Here is a 15,152-nt window from a genome sequence, read left to right on the forward strand (position 1 = left end):
CGTAGGTCACCTGTCGGTGCTACGGCCTTTTTTTTGCATGTTAATTAAATTCGATTGTCAATGAGCTGGTGAAAGTTGCCCCTGGTGCCAGGCCGATTACGCCTTGCTTGTCCTGCAGTTCGCCGTCGAACGTATCGCCATCCGCGATACCCTGCCAAGGCTCGATGCACACAAAAGGTGCGTTTTTCGGCTGCCAGAGACCAAGATCGGGGAAGCCCTTGGAGGTGACGATTACGCTTTTATCTGTAAGCTTGCTTCTTAACGCAATGCGCTCTGACTTCACATTCCGGAAGACTAGCGCACCGTCAAAGAACATTTCATGGGAGAGCGGAAGGATGCGTTCGCCTTCCAGTACCGGCTCGCTTTTGCCGCTGATGACAAGACCGGCATCGCTCAGGAACAGACGCTCGAGGTTCTCCTGTTCCGAGAACTCCAGATAATAGTCTGTGATAGCGCCCTGTCCGTCCACCGGGCAGTTGAAGGCCGGATGGGTGCCAAGCTGGAAGAAGATCTGCTGCTCATCGGTATTCTCCACGTGGTAGCTGATCTCAAGCGTGCTTCCGCTCAGGATGTAGGTAAGGACCAGCTTGAATTGATAAGGGTAGCTGGCGAGCGTCTGCTCATTCTGTGAGAGGGAGAAGACCGCATGCGTGTCGGTGGCTTCTACCAGTGTGAATTCACTGCGTCTGGCAAAACCGTGATTGCCGATGGTGTAGGTCTTGCCGCCGGTCCGGATCTCTCCGTTCCGGGCTGCACCAATAATCGGAAACAGCACCGGAGAGCGGCCTGTCCAATACTCCGCATCCCCGCTCCAGATATATTCGTTGTCCGTATCCAGCCTTTTGAAGCTGACCAGCTCAGCTCCCAATGTGCTAATGACAGCTTCGGCAGTTCCGCTGCGTAGTATGGTGTTCATTTGTCAGTTCCCCTTTCATCCTAGCTTCATCTCGTGATAGCTCATATTCTATCAAACTCTTCTGCAGTGTTGTAACACAACGTGAACATTTACAAAAAATAATTATTACAGACTGTACAATGAAAATAAAAAGGATTGGTATAACATATATAGAAAGCAATAATAACATGATGATCCGAAGCGGAGGGATATATAACATGAAGCTGCAGCAGGTATTGGTGAACGGCGGGCGATTGAAAAATACCATTGAGGCTTTTGCCGATTTTGGACGTACGGACAATAATGGTGTAACCCGGCTGTCGCTGTCGGAGCAGGATGTGCTGGTACGAAATTATTTCACCTCCTGTTGTGAAGAACTGGGGATGACAGTGAAGATTGATGATATGGGTACGATGTATGCCACGCTTGCCGGCAGGGAAGAGGGTCCGCCCGTAGTGATCGGCTCCCATCTGGATACTGTGAAGAAAGGCGGCAGATTCGACGGGGTGCTCGGTGTGATCGCCGGACTTGAGGTGGTAAGAACCCTGGTTGATCATGGTATTACGCCGCGCCTTCCGGTGACGGTAATGAATTTCACCAATGAGGAGGGTGCGCGTTTCGAGCCTTCGATGATGGCTTCCGGCGTACTCGCGGGCAAGTTCGATAAGGCGGCAATGCTGAGTAAGAAGGACCCTGAAGGGACGACCTTCGAGGAAGCGCTGCTGGTGAGCGGCTACGCCGGGGATGAGGCCAACCGGATCACCGAAGCGACGGCTTATCTGGAGCTGCACATCGAGCAGGGACCGGTGCTGGAACGGGAAAACCTTACCATTGGCCTAGTCGACTGTGTGGTCGGGATGGCCTGTTATGAGATTGAAGTGACAGGTGAATCGGATCACGCCGGAACGACGCCGATGGATATGCGCAAGGACGCCTTGTTTGCCGCCACCGATCTGATTACTGAGCTGCGAACCAAGCTGGGCGTGCTTGATTCCGAACTGGTGTACACCATGGGCCGGATGAACGTGCTGCCTAATATTCATACGGTGATTCCGAATAAGGTGATTTTTACCGTGGAGGCAAGGCATAAGGACATGGATATCGTCCGTCAGGTGGAGGGCATTATTACCGGCCTGCCGGAAGAGCTGCTGGGATGTTCGGTCCAGAAGACGAAGCTATGGGGCCGCGACACCGTATGGTTTGATCCGCGGATCTGTGATCTTGTGGAGCAGGCAGCGGTCACGCTGGGGTATTCCCATAAAAAGATGGCCAGCGGAGCAGGCCACGATGCCCAGTTCGTAGCCGGATTCCTGCCGTCGGCGATGATCTTCGTGCCCAGCGTTAACGGCAAAAGCCACTGTGAGGAAGAGCTTACCTCCTATGAAGAATGTGAAATGGGTGTGAATGTTGTGCTGGAGTCGGTGCTGTCATTGCTATCCAGTTAGTGTGTGTCACTTAATGTAACGCGGTTAAACCATGCATTCACAGACGGAAAATGATAAATATACAACAAAGGACACCAGCGATGGTGTCTTTTGTTGTGTGCCGGGCTGGGGTCAGCAGCTGTCAACCCTTGACGGTTCAAGGGGTTCCGGAGGATGGCGGTTGTTTTTTACCACCTCCATTGTGTTAAAACACAATCATGGCAGATAAAGTTTTTCTTTTTACCCAAAATGCAAACGAAATTGATATGTTATCATTCTTTACATAAGAGATCCACATAAGACGGGAGAGATGAACAATGATTATTGGCGTACCTAAAGAGATTAAGAATAACGAAAACCGTGTAGCGATTACCCCTGCCGGAGTGGTCAGCCTGGTGGCTGAAGGACATCAAGTGCTGGTGGAATCCGGAGCCGGCACAGGCAGCGGGTTTCCGAATGAAGAATATGCTGCTGCCGGAGCTGAGCTGATTGCCGACGCAGCTGCTGTATGGGCTGCCGCTGAAATGGTCATGAAGGTAAAAGAGCCGCTGGAAAGCGAATACGGCTACTTCCGTCCGGGTCTGATCCTGTTCACATATCTGCACCTTGCACCAGAACCGGCCCTCGCAACCGCATTGAAAGACAAAGGTGTCTTCGCTATCGGTTACGAAACGGTTGTGGATGGACGCACACTGCCGCTGCTTACACCTATGAGCGAAGTAGCGGGACGGATGTCCGTGCAGCTCGGCGCACAGTTCCTCCAGAAGAACTATGGCGGACAAGGTATTCTGTTATCCGGTGTTCCCGGCGTCAGCAGAGGCAAGGTCAGCATTATCGGCGGCGGTGTAGTGGGCACGAACGCAGCTAAAATGGCTATCGGCCTTGGGGCTGAGGTGACGATTGTTGACCTGAGTGCAGACCGGCTCCGCCAGCTGGATGATATTTTCGGCTCGCAGATCAGCACGCTGATCTCGAACCCGTACAACATTGCCAAAGCAGTCGCTGAAGCGGATCTGCTGGTGGGCGCCGTATTGATCCCGGGTGCAAAAGCACCGAAGCTGGTCACCGAAGAAATGGTCAAAGCTATGAAGCCGGGCTCCGTGATCGTCGATGTTGCCATCGACCAGGGCGGGATCGTAGAAACGATTGACCGGGTGACTACCCATGACAATCCGGTGTTCGAGAAACACGGCGTACTGCACTATTCGGTAGCGAATATGCCGGGAGCTGTAGCCAAAACCTCGACTATTGCTCTAACCAACGTAACGGTTCCTTATGCGCTGCAAATAGCCAATAAAGGTGTATTCCAGGCAATCGAAGACAATGCCGGCCTGAAGAGCGGCGTAAACGTAGCCAACGGCAAAATCACCTGCCAGGCCGTGGCGGAAGCTCTTGGGGAAGAGTACTTCACGGTAGAGAAAGCAGTAGAGCAAGAGTTCACTCTGATCTAGTATGTGCTGAGCCCGCAGAGAAAAATAAGTTCGGGATGAGCGGGGGACAGGGGAGCGGAGAGCGGTGTCGGCATTCCGCAGAACCGAGGACATACTGGCATTTAGGAGCTTAAAGAGAATAGAGGGGTATTTCCACTTCAGTCCGGTGAGTAATCACCGGGCTTTATTTATTGGAGTGAGAGAGATGAAAGTCCCTCTGAATCCGCCGAATTCGGGGAGAGCAGTAGAATTAGAGGTAAAAATCCCTCTGATTCCGCCGTCAAGCTGGCAACAAGCGGATAATCAAGACAAGTGGTAAGGCCTATGAACCAAATCATGTTAGGTTTTCTCGCATATTATCCTAGTCAGCCGTAAATCTGAGTAATATAATGTAAACACCTAAACGTGCAAGATTCGGTTATTCTTCGGGCTGGGGTGGGAACATTGACAGAATCAGGGCCAACATTTGATCGTTTTTTTGACAGCATGGAATCCTTGGCGGATACCATTAGTGAATCGCTGCAGTCGCAGGTGACGATTGAGGACAGCAACCACCATGTCATCGGCTACAGCTCCCATCAGTTCGAGAGCGACCCTGCGCGCATTTCCACGATTATCGGCAAGCGGGTACCGAACACGGTTATCATCGGACTCCGCAAAAAAGGGGTCATGCACCAGCTGGAGAACACGGCGCATCCGATCCGTATTCCGGCGGTGATGGAGGTCGGGCTCGGACCGCGGCTGGCCATGTGTATCAAGCACCAGCAGGAGATTCTGGGCTACATCTGGGTGGTGGACCGGGGAAATCTCGCTGAGGGCTATGCCGAGGAGATTGTCGAGAAGGCGGCCGGCATCGCCGGGCGGTATCTGCTGAAGCAGCGCGGCTGGAAGACCAGGCAGGATAAGGCCTTCGAGGACTTCTTCTGGAAGCTGCTGACCTCGCATTATGATACAGAGCCGCGCATCCGCCAGGAAGCGGAAGCCTGGTCGATTCTGCTGCCGGAGAGCTACTACATCGGGGTACTGGAGAGCGACAAGATCATCGACGAGCATTTTCTGCTGCGCTTCCGGCAGGTGATGGATGCCTATGCCGGGCAGCGTCTCCTGTTTTTGACAGCTGAGCATAACCGGCTGATTCTGCTGTTTTCATTTGTTTTTCCGGTGGAGGGAACGGAAATACTGTCCTCCTTCGTGAACAAGCTGCTTGCCGATATGAGCCGCAGTGAAGGCTGCCGGCTGGCCGCCGGCTGCAGTCCGGGGTACAGGGAATATACCTCTGCCGCTCTGGCCTACCGCGAAGCACTGTCGGTGCTGGAGATCAAGAAGCTGCTTCCCTACCATGCCCGGGGGCTGCTGCTCTACGAAGAAATCGGCTTCTGGGCGCACATTCCGGCCATCATGGAACAGAAGCGCAGCCGGACCCGCCGCAGCGCGCTGCTCCACCCGCTCAAAATGCATGACCGTGAGCATAAAAGTGATTTTCTCAAGACGATCGCCGTATATTTAACGCTGGACGGCAATCTCAAGGAGTCGGCTGCTTTTCTGCATATTCATACCAACACCCTGATGTACCGGCTGAACCGGATCGCCGAAATTACCGGCAGAAGCCTGAAAGAAACCGACTACCGTACCTCGGTCTATCTGGATCTTCTCACCGAGGAAACGGCGCAGGTGAACAGCTGGTTTCAATTTCAAGAGGATACAGGCAATGCGGCGTCCACGTCGTAGTGCTGCAAGAGGAAGAGTCCGATCCCGGCAAGGGGATTCGGACTCTTTTTGTGCTGCTATGCACCAACAAAAGTCCTGACACGTACAATAACCTATATTTTGTGAAGGAATCTTGAAAGGGGCTGACAGAATGGGGATTGGCTACGGCTCACCCGGCGGTTCGGATTTTGAACGGAACATGCGGGCGGGAATCATTGCGGCAGCAAAATCAATGAGTGTTGGCGGAACGGACTTCTCCGATTTTAAGAACTCCCGCTGTAATCCAAGATACTGGAACCGTACGGCGGGCGGCGGATTTGAATTGAAGGCGGGGGTACGCCCTTCGGCAGCGATCAATGATATTTTTGAGAACGGGCCGCTGTATGCCTTCGAATGTGCAATGGCGATGGTGATGATTCTATATAAAGCAACGATTGGTGCGATTGGAGCGGAAGCGTTCGACCGCTATTTCACCGATCTGTACCTGTGGGACTGGAACTATGACAGCAATCTGCAGATGATCACCACGTTCCAGCAGTTTGAGATGCAGCCGGGCGATGTGGTCTATTTCCGGAATCCCGATCATGACCCGGATTTGCCCGAGTGGCAGGGGGAGAACGCGATCATGATGGGACCTGACCGCTACTACGGACATGGACTTGGTATCAAAAGCGCAGAGGAGATGATCGCCTCGCTGAACCGGAAAAGAGTGCCGGGCAGCCGGACATCGGCTTACCTGACCGACGAGGCGCTGCACCCGAATTTTGATTATATCAGCACGCTTGCCATGAGAGGTAATCTTCCTAAGGAAGGTAACGACAGGCAGAACGCCATCTTCTCCAGGATCGGAGTGCGTACCTATATCTATAAATAGCTGAACTAGGAGGAACTATCCTTGCCTGAGCGGTATTTGAGCGGATGCACCCCGACTGTTTTTTTGAAGACAGTACTGAAATAATGGGGGTTCTCATAACCGACCCGCTCGGAGATCTCCATCACCTTAAGATCGGTTGTCAGCAGCAGCTCCTTGGCCTTGCCCATGCGGACCTTAGTGATATAGTCGGTGATCGTCTCGCCGGTCTCTTTCTTAAAAATCAGGCTGATATAGTTGGGGGTCAGGAAGACCTCTTCGGCAATTTTGGTAATGGAGAGCTCCCGGGCGTAGCCTTCCTGCACGATCGTTTTGATCCGGCTGATGACCCGGCTGTTTTTGGAAGTGTTTTTGCCTGCCACATAAGTGCTGAGGTCATGAAAAAGCTCCAGCATATACGCCTTAAGCCCGGCAATGCTCTTCTGGGTATATAGCGTATCCATAATCGTCATCCGGTCACTCAGTACCTCTTCAATATCCTCGTCAATCTCATAGAGCGTCCGGGCTGAGGTGAAAATCATCTCGGCACAGATGCTCTGTACATAATCGATTTGCAGCCGCGGTCCCGCAAGCTTGGTGAACAGTGTATCCAGCAGCTCCATCACATTGTCCGTATGGCCAGCCTTCAGCTCATTCATCAGCCGGGCATGGAATGTATAGAAAAAGGTACTCTGCAGCGTCTCGGTATCCGGCTGAATGTCCTTGAAGTACAGGACGGAAGCGTGTCCGGTATAAAATTTGTGGGCTAACGCAGCAGTGGCCTCCTTGTAGGAATCCTCGAGCTGTCCAGCCAGGGTGCTGGCCCGGCCGATACCAATGGAGGTGTCCAGGCGCAGATATTCCCGGATGCTGCTAATAATCTTGTTGCAGAGGCTGGTGAGAGGATCGCCGGCAGGTTCCTCCGGTGAGCAGAATATCATAATGAATTCATTCTCCCCGGCCACAAAGCTGACTGCGCACGGGTGGGCGCTAAAGATTTCGTCCATAATATTCCGGATGGAAAAGTAGAGCAGCTGCTTATATTCCTCCGAGAACCTGGCGACGGCGCTAAGGTAGTCATCAAGCTCCAGTACGCCAACCGTTAACCGGTCACCTTGCCTGAATGGCAGGTTGAAATAAGTGATTTTATCCCATATTTCCTGTTCGTTCCGGTATAAGCCGAATATCAGATTCTGCAGGAATTTCTCGCGGATTAGCGGCATGTTGTCCTGCAGCTGCTTACCCAGATGCTGCAGATTCAGCCGGTTGTCGCGTTCATGGTGGATGCGGTCAGTGACTTTACGGAAAAGCTCCCTGATCTCCTCCAGCTTCACCGGCTTCAGGATATAGCCTTCGGCGTTCACCTTCATGGCATTCTGGGCATACGCGAAATCCTGGGCGCCGCTGATGATGATAATTTTGGTTGGACAATCCGCATCCTTCAGCTTCTCGGCGACCTGGAGGCCGTTCAGAAAAGGCATCATAATGTCGGTGAACAAAATATCCGGCTTAAGCTCCATACATAAATCATAGGCTTCCTGACCGTCTGAGGCCTCCCCGATAATCTCAATGCCGAATTCTTCCTGCCACTTGAACACCTGGATCAGGCTGCGCCGGATAAACGGCTCATCATCCGCTACGATCATGGTCAACATCTTCGATCACCTCATTCCATGTAGTAACGACCGGAAACCGGATCATGGCCAGTAGGCCGGAGTGATCCTCGTTATTGGCATAATAACGGATGCCGTAGGCCTCCCCGAAAAACTGCTGGATTCTTGTATGCACATTACGGATGCCGTAGGACTGGTTGCCGGGCTGCTGATCGGTCAGCAGCAGGTTCAGCCGCTCAGGATCAGCACCGACCCCGTCGTCAAAAACGGAAACGAACAGGACCTCCTGGGCGGAAGTCACCCGGATGCGGATTTTTCCTTTGCCGCGGCGCTGCTGAATCCCGTGAATAATCGCATTCTCCACCAGCGGCTGAATGCTCAGCTTGACCACCAGGCATTCCGTAAGCAGCCGGGGGTCCACTTCTTCCAATTCGTACTCCAGCTTATCCTGGAAGCGGAACTGCTGGATACCGAGATAGCTCTCCACCTGCTTCAGCTCATCGCGCAGCGGGATGATATTCCGCCCTTTACTTAGGCTATATCTGAAAAAATCAGACAGCGATGTCACCATACTGCTGATCTCGGGAACGTTATGATTGATCGCCAGCCAGTTGATCGAATCCAGCGTATTATAGAGAAAATGCGGATTGATCTGGGCCTGGAGCGTTTTTAGCTCGGCTTCTTTTTTGCGCAGCTCGGTGACATACAGCTTGTCGATCAGCGCCTTGATCTGCTGCAGCAGCTTATTGTAGCGGTTGAATAAATAGGAGAATTCATCCTTGCGCCGGTAGCGGATAATGATGTTGAAGTTCCCGCTTTCGGCATGGGACATCGACTGGATGAACTTGCGGATTGGCGCAGAGATATTCTCCGACAGCAGCAGGGCCATCGTCAGTGACACCAGCATACAGATGCCGATCACGACATACATGACCCGCTGGAAGGAGGCCAGTTCCCCGTTAAGCTCGCTGACCGGAGAGAAAGAGAGAATCGTCCAGCCGGTAGCCTGAATATTCTGGTAGGAGACAAGCATCTTCTCACCGCCGATGACGTGGCGGAAGGAATGAAAGGTGCCGGAGTCTGCATCCGCCGGGCTTATTTTGCTGAAATAATCCCGGGTGCTGATATTCTGGCCAATCAGGCTCTCCTCAGGGCTAATGGCAATGGTCCCTGTCTGGTCAACGATATAGATCCGGCTGCCGGGGGTAGGCTTGTAATGATCCAGCAGTGTGCTGAATTCGCTCACCGGAATATCAATCGTAAGCAGGCCGGCAAAGGGCAGCTGGGCATGCCGGATGCCGAACAGGCGCTTGGCGAACTTAATGGTAAATCTTGAATCCAGTGAGCTGAGCCCTATGACGGTGAAATCGGACTTGGCCGGAATGGCCAGATACCAGGGCTTCAGCGAGATCTGATCGATATTAAACACGCGTCTGGAGAAATTATACTGGGTATATTCCGGGCGGTTCAGCATGTAAAGCATTGGCACAAAGCTGCTTCCCGAGGTTCCGTTCGCCGGGAAATTCTCCAGAATTTTGTTGAGGGCGGCCAATTCATTAATGATTCCGGTGCTGTCGGTAGGGCGGTTAGAGGAGATCAGGTCGGCGAATTCGGTATTGAGGTAGAGGGCGATCATCGAATTGTTGGCGCTGGTGAATCTCTGATCCAGGTTATCCTGTACCAGATTAAGATTGTTCTCGATCGATGTATTCACATTTCGGGTGATAATATCGGCGGATTTGTTATATACGGTGATGGATATAATCGTCGTAGGAAGCAGGACCAGGAACAGGAAATAGAGGATCAGCCGGCTGCGGATACTGAAATTGTACAGAAAGAGGGTTTTAGACAGAGTGTCAAATAATTTCTTCAGTGGAATCCTCCCCCGTCCCGGAGAATAATCTTCACTTGCCATTTATCGGATAGTATTGGAATATATTTATTATTGGCAGATATTAACCAATAGCTGGTATTCATTGTAAGGTGTGCCAAGACGCGCTGTCAACGCAGGAGGTAATCATGAAACGAATCCTCGTCTTTAGTATGGCTGTGTTGCTCTGCGGGCTGGTGGTCTATGCGATTGCCTATGACCGGCCGCTGCTGGTCGATTTCGCTCCCGAGCCTTCTCCTGCAGTGCAGCCGCACACCCAGATCCGGATTGCCCTCTATGACTGGACAGAGAATCTGGAAGTGAAGAATGCGATTAACCAATACAACAAAACGAACCCCGACGGGATTGAGATCAGTATTATGAATATCTCTACGGATGTATATGATGATACGCTGAATATGCTGATGACCTCGGGACAGGGGCCGGATGTGTTCAGTGTTGACAATGCCTGGCTGGCTACTTATGTGAACAAAGGGTATCTGGCTAATCTGTCCTCCGCGCTGGCTCCTGAGGACATGAACAGATTTCCGGAATGGGCCAGAGCCTATGCGGAAAGCTCCTTGTTCAAGGGCGGGATTTATTTCATGCCCTCCAGCATTGAAACCGTCCGGCTGATCTACAACAAACAGCTGTTTCGGATCGCCGGCCTTGATCCGGAGCTGCCGCCGGCGACCTTTGCCGAGATGAAGTCGGCTGCCGGTAAAATCAGCCAGGCCGGAGTCGGTGTGAACAAATACGGGTTCGCGCTTGCAGCCGGCGACAGCCAGTACAGCCTGCAGACCGGGCTGGAGCTGTCGAATACGTACAGCGGTGTGTATCTGTATGATTACCGGAGCGGTTATTACGACCTGAACGGTTATAAGCCATGGCTGCAGATGCTCCTGGATATGAAGGCCCAGGGCAGTCTGTATCCAGGGGAAACTCTGCTCAAGCGCAACAGTGCCCTGCGCCAGTTCGCTGACGGCAATATCGGCATGATGTATGTAACCAGCAAAGATTATGTGAAATTGCAGGAATATATGCCAAAGGATGACTGGGGGGTAGCCATGCCGCCGGTGACGGAGGCCTCCAAACTTGGGGCCGGGGCATTAATGATGATTCCGCACTCTCCGCTCGTTGTCAACAGCGCGGCTGCAGACCGCGAGGCGGCGATTAAGGTCTGGACCTTCCTGCAGTCAGAGGAATTTCTGACGATCCTGTTCCACCAGGCCTTGGCACTTCCGGTGGTTGACGGCATTCTTAATCTGCCCAACATGGCTCCCGGCCTGGCCCACTTCACGGAGTTCTATCCGACGGCGGCCGATTCGATCTATCCGCTCCCGCCGCAGATCATGGACCAGTATGATCCGAGCACCGTGTCGATAGAGCCGAGGGATGCAGGCGACCGTCCGCGGCTGCAGCTGTATCTGCAGATTATATCCGGCGAGAAGAGCTTGAGTGAAGCGCTGAGCGGCGAAACTGCCCGGCTGAATCAGATGCTGGACATCGCGGCAACAGGGTACTCTTTTAAGCATGAGGAATATATTTATCCGGGGTTTGATCCGAAGGACCCGCTGAAAGCGCAGAGTCTGGAGCAGATACTGAGCTTAGAGAAGAAGTAAGGGAACATAGTCCGGCATTCGATATGCAAAGAGCTGTCCACGATCTATAACGGTGGACGGCTCTTTCTTTTTATGCGGATCAGTCTGGAGGGACTCCGATGTGAAACTCTATAGATTATCGAACTTTTATTATAGATGACCTTATTTAGTAAATTTGCTGCTCCGGCTACACTTAAGACATGAAGAGAGAGAATGATGGAATCAGGAGGCGTAGTTAATGATTACTCAAGGGAAAAGGAGTGCGGTCAGTACGGTGCAGAGCCAGCCGTTGCGGCTCCCCGCCAAGAAAGGCTCTGTATTTAAGCATTTGCTGAAGCATAAGGTGCTGCTGCTTATGCTGCTGCCGGGCGTTGTCTTTTTGCTCATCAACAATTACCTGCCGATGTTCGGGATTATCATTGCCTTCAAGAATATCAACTACGTGGACGGGATACTGGGCAGCCCGTGGGTCGGACTGGATAACTTCAGGTTCCTGTTCGCCACCTCGGATGCATGGATCATTACGCGCAACACGGTGCTGTACAATTTCGTGTTTATCATTCTCAATCTGGTTTTTGCGGTATCCATCGCAATTGCCCTGAATGAGCTGAAGAATAAGCTGGCTGCTAAATTCTATCAGAGCATCATGTTCTTCCCCTACTTTTTGTCCATGGTCGTTGTCAGCTATCTCGTGTTCGCTTTTCTCAATGTTGAATACGGTTTCATTAATAAAGGCGTGCTCTCCCTGTTCGGGCTCAATGAGCTGAACTGGTATTCGGAGCCGAAGTACTGGCCGTTCATTCTGCCGCTGATCAACCTCTGGAAAGGGGTCGGCTATGGCTGTGTAATTTATCTCGCGGCGATCATCGGCATTGATTCCGAGTATTATGAGGCCGCGCTGATCGACGGCGCCAGCAAGTGGAAGCAGATCCTGCATATCACGATCCCGCTGATCCGGCCGGTCATTATCATCACCACTATTCTGGCGATCGGCGGCATTTTCCGCTCCGACTTCGGGCTGTTCTACCAGACCACGCTGAATTCCGGGGCGCTATATCCGACAACGCTCGTCATAGATACCTACGTCTATAACGCGCTGATCAACATGGGCAACCTCGGCATGTCCGCAGCGGCAGGCTTATATCAGTCACTCGTCGGATTTTTCCTGGTGCTCGGCTCGAACTGGATCGTGCGCAAGGTCGATAAGGACCAGGCTGTTTTCTGAGTAAAGAAAGATTAGGAGGAGAGAAATGCTGTGACCAATAATGAAATCTCTAAATTTACGAATCTGCTGCTCCACCTTATATTTATCATCCTGACGATCACCTGCCTGCTGCCGATTGTACTGGTCTTCATGATCTCCATTACCGATTACGATACGATTGTGCTGAATGGTTATCAATTTTTCCCGGAGAAGTTCAGTCTGGAGGCGTACAGCTATATCTTTAAGGATTATACCGTCATTGTAAAAGCCTACGGGGTGTCTATCTTCGTCACAGTGATCGGTACACTGCTGAGTGTATTTATCTCTTCGCTGTATGCGTATCCGATTTCCCGGACGGACTTCAAATACCGCGGCATTTTTGCCTTTCTGATTTTTTTTACAATGCTGTTCGGCGGGGGCCTGGTGCCCTGGTACATGGTGTACACGCAGGTGCTCGATCTCAAAAACTCGGTCTGGGCGCTGATCGTTCCGATGCTGCTCTCTCCGTTCAATGTGCTGATAATGAAAACCTATTTCCAGATGTCCGTGCCGCCGGCACTGATCGAAGCCTCCAAAATTGACGGGGCCGGCGAGCTGAGAACCTTTTTCCGGATTGTTTTCCCGCTGTCCCTGCCGGTCTTCGCCACGATTGGGCTGTTCAACACCCTGCATTACTGGAACGACTGGTTCAACAGCATGATCTTCATTACCGATACCGATCTTTATTCCCTGCAGTATCTGATGTACAAAATGATCTCCCAGGCGGACTATTTGAGCCGCAACGGGGCTTTGATCCAAGGCTCGGCCACCGAGCTGGCCAAACTTCCGGGGGAGACGATCCGCATGGCGATGGCCCTGATCGGGATTGGTCCGATTGTGCTGGCGTATCCGTTTTTCCAGCGCTATTTCATCAGAGGCTTAACGCTCGGCTCCATTAAAGGCTAACCTCGGCTGACGCCGAATAGCATATATTTTTCAAGTAAGAGGGAGGAAAAGAGTAATGGCAATTAAAAAAGGCACGGGTCTAATGCTATCACTTGTTTTGATGATCGGACTTACGCTAAGCGGTTGTGGAGGAAATACGAATAACACCAAAAACGCCGCCCCTGAGGCTACGGCAAAAAGCACCGCCGGTCCAGCCGCCACCGAAACCGCTACCGCCACCGCCACCGAAAAAACGAATGAGCTGGAACAGGTAGAGCTGTCCCTGTATCTGCCCGGCGGGCCGGATAAGGACGTAGCGTCCGTAGAGCAGGAGATCAATGCTTATTTGAAGGATAAAATTAACGCCACCATCAAGATCAACCAGCTGAGCTGGGATAAACCGGCAGACAAAGTCAATCTGATGATCCAGTCCGGCGAAGTCTTCGACATGGTCTATACCTGGAACTTCATGACCAATGCCGCGAAGGGCGCATATGCCCCGCTGGAGGATTTGCTGGATAAGTACGCCAAAGAAACCAAAGCACAGATCAATCCGGCGTATCTGCAGGCTGCCACTGTAAACGGACATTTGTATGCGGTTCCAACGGAAAAAGAACTGGGCCAATCGGTCGGTTTTGCCTTTGATAAAGCGATTGTCGACAAATACGGCTTTGATGTGAACAGCATTACGAAGCTGGAAGATATTGAACCAATGCTCAAGGTCATTAAGGAAAAAGAGCCGGGCATGTCCCCCTTGTTCATGAACCATACGGACAGTCTGAACTGGTTCACAGCGTATCCGGAAAGCGAGGACCTCGACGGCAGCAATGAAATTCCGACCCTGCTGGATTACAAAACGATGAAGATATTCAACGAATACGATACTCCGGAAATCCTGGAACGGCTGAAGCTGATCCGCAAATGGTACGAAGCCGGCTATATCAATAAGAATGGGGCCACGGACAAAACAGAGCTGAAGGATGCTGTAAAAAGCGGCAAAGCCTGGTTCGTCTACGGTAATATGAACCCGACCTCCACCAACGACTGGACGCGTCTGGCCGAGAAGCCAATGATTATCAAAACCCTCCTGCCGGTGCAGGTAGGCACGAAGAGTCTGCAGGGCTCGATGCTGGCCATCTCCAGAACCTCCAAGAATCCGGAGCGGGCGATGATGTTCATCAATCTGATTCATACCGATCCTGTACTGTATAACCTGCTCACCTTCGGTATTGAAGGCAAACATTACAAGAAGCTGGATGCGAACACTGTAGAGTTCATTCCGGACAGCGGCTACAATTCCGTCTCTTCCTGGATGATCGGGAATGTGCTGCTCAACTACCTGAATAAGGATGAGGATCCAAGACGGGTGCAGCTGTACAAAGACTGGAATGCCAACTCCAAAACCTCACCGGTCATCGGCTTTGTCTTTGATTCCACGAAGGTGCAGTCGCAGATCGGGGCGCTGATCAATATTACGAAGCAGTATAAGAACACCCTGTACTCTGGGGAAAAAGATCCGGAACCGATCCTGAAGGAAATGAACAGCAAGCTAAAAGCTGCGGGACTGGATGCCGTGATTAATGAGCTTCAAACGCAAATGGATGCATTTCTGGCCGCCAAATAAGTAACTGAAG

11 protein-coding genes are annotated in these 15,152 nt (G+C 51.9%); 8 read left to right on the forward strand and 3 right to left on the reverse strand.

Annotated elements, in window-relative coordinates; all coding sequences use genetic code 11:
• Window positions 1–40: 40 nt before the first annotated feature.
• On the reverse strand, window positions 41–916 hold the full coding sequence (locus JRJ22_RS01465) for an aldose 1-epimerase family protein (RefSeq protein ID WP_206102827.1): 876 nt from the start codon (window positions 914–916) through the stop codon (window positions 41–43).
• Between the two features lie 197 nt (window positions 917–1,113).
• Here JRJ22_RS01465 and JRJ22_RS01470 point away from each other — a divergent pair, with 197 nt between their 5' ends.
• From JRJ22_RS01470 to JRJ22_RS01485, 4 genes are all read left to right on the forward strand, one after another.
• On the forward strand, window positions 1,114–2,340 hold the full coding sequence (locus tag JRJ22_RS01470) for a Zn-dependent hydrolase (protein ID WP_206102828.1): 1,227 nt from the start codon (window positions 1,114–1,116) through the stop codon (window positions 2,338–2,340).
• 296 nt (window positions 2,341–2,636) lie between these two features.
• Window positions 2,637–3,770 (forward strand): alanine dehydrogenase, encoded by a 1,134-nt coding sequence (gene ald / locus JRJ22_RS01475; protein WP_206102829.1) that lies wholly within the window; start codon window positions 2,637–2,639, stop codon window positions 3,768–3,770.
• 465 nt (window positions 3,771–4,235) lie between these two features.
• On the forward strand, window positions 4,236–5,477 hold the full coding sequence (locus tag JRJ22_RS01480) for a PucR family transcriptional regulator (RefSeq protein ID WP_206102830.1): 1,242 nt from the start codon (window positions 4,236–4,238) through the stop codon (window positions 5,475–5,477).
• A 130-nt stretch (window positions 5,478–5,607) separates the two neighbouring features.
• Entirely contained in the window at window positions 5,608–6,330 is a 723-nt protein-coding gene (locus JRJ22_RS01485) for a protein-glutamine gamma-glutamyltransferase (protein ID WP_206102831.1), read from the forward strand.
• A 5-nt stretch (window positions 6,331–6,335) separates the two neighbouring features.
• On the opposite strand, the gene JRJ22_RS01490 is transcribed toward JRJ22_RS01485, so the two are convergent.
• Window positions 6,336–7,961, reverse strand: coding sequence for a response regulator (locus JRJ22_RS01490; RefSeq protein ID WP_206102832.1), 1,626 nt, complete (start codon window positions 7,959–7,961; stop codon window positions 6,336–6,338).
• The gene (locus tag JRJ22_RS01495) at window positions 7,936–9,834 is read right to left on the reverse strand and encodes a sensor histidine kinase (protein WP_206102833.1); all 1,899 of its coding nucleotides are present in this window, start codon (window positions 9,832–9,834) and stop codon (window positions 7,936–7,938) included. The genes JRJ22_RS01490 and JRJ22_RS01495 overlap by 26 nt, the downstream gene beginning before the upstream one ends.
• 104 nt (window positions 9,835–9,938) lie before the next feature.
• Between JRJ22_RS01495 and JRJ22_RS01500 the strand changes: the two genes are divergently transcribed.
• The 4 genes from JRJ22_RS01500 (at window position 9,939) to JRJ22_RS01515 (ending at window position 15,142) form a co-directional block, all read left to right on the forward strand.
• Window positions 9,939–11,411 carry an ABC transporter substrate-binding protein gene (locus JRJ22_RS01500; RefSeq protein ID WP_206102834.1) on the forward strand — a complete coding sequence of 491 codons (1,473 nt, stop codon included), beginning with the start codon at window positions 9,939–9,941 and terminating at the stop codon, window positions 11,409–11,411.
• Between the two features lie 217 nt (window positions 11,412–11,628).
• Entirely contained in the window at window positions 11,629–12,615 is a 987-nt protein-coding gene (locus JRJ22_RS01505) for an ABC transporter permease (RefSeq protein ID WP_206102835.1), read from the forward strand.
• A gap of 30 nt (window positions 12,616–12,645) precedes the next feature.
• Window positions 12,646–13,539, forward strand: coding sequence for a carbohydrate ABC transporter permease (locus tag JRJ22_RS01510; protein WP_206102836.1), 894 nt, complete (start codon window positions 12,646–12,648; stop codon window positions 13,537–13,539).
• A 55-nt stretch (window positions 13,540–13,594) separates the two neighbouring features.
• The gene (locus JRJ22_RS01515) at window positions 13,595–15,142 is read left to right on the forward strand and encodes an ABC transporter substrate-binding protein (protein WP_206102837.1); all 1,548 of its coding nucleotides are present in this window, start codon (window positions 13,595–13,597) and stop codon (window positions 15,140–15,142) included.
• Window positions 15,143–15,152 lie beyond the last annotated feature (10 nt).

Source organism: Paenibacillus tianjinensis (genome assembly GCF_017086365.1).
Taxonomy (GTDB): domain Bacteria; phylum Bacillota; class Bacilli; order Paenibacillales; family Paenibacillaceae; genus Paenibacillus_AQ; species Paenibacillus_AQ tianjinensis.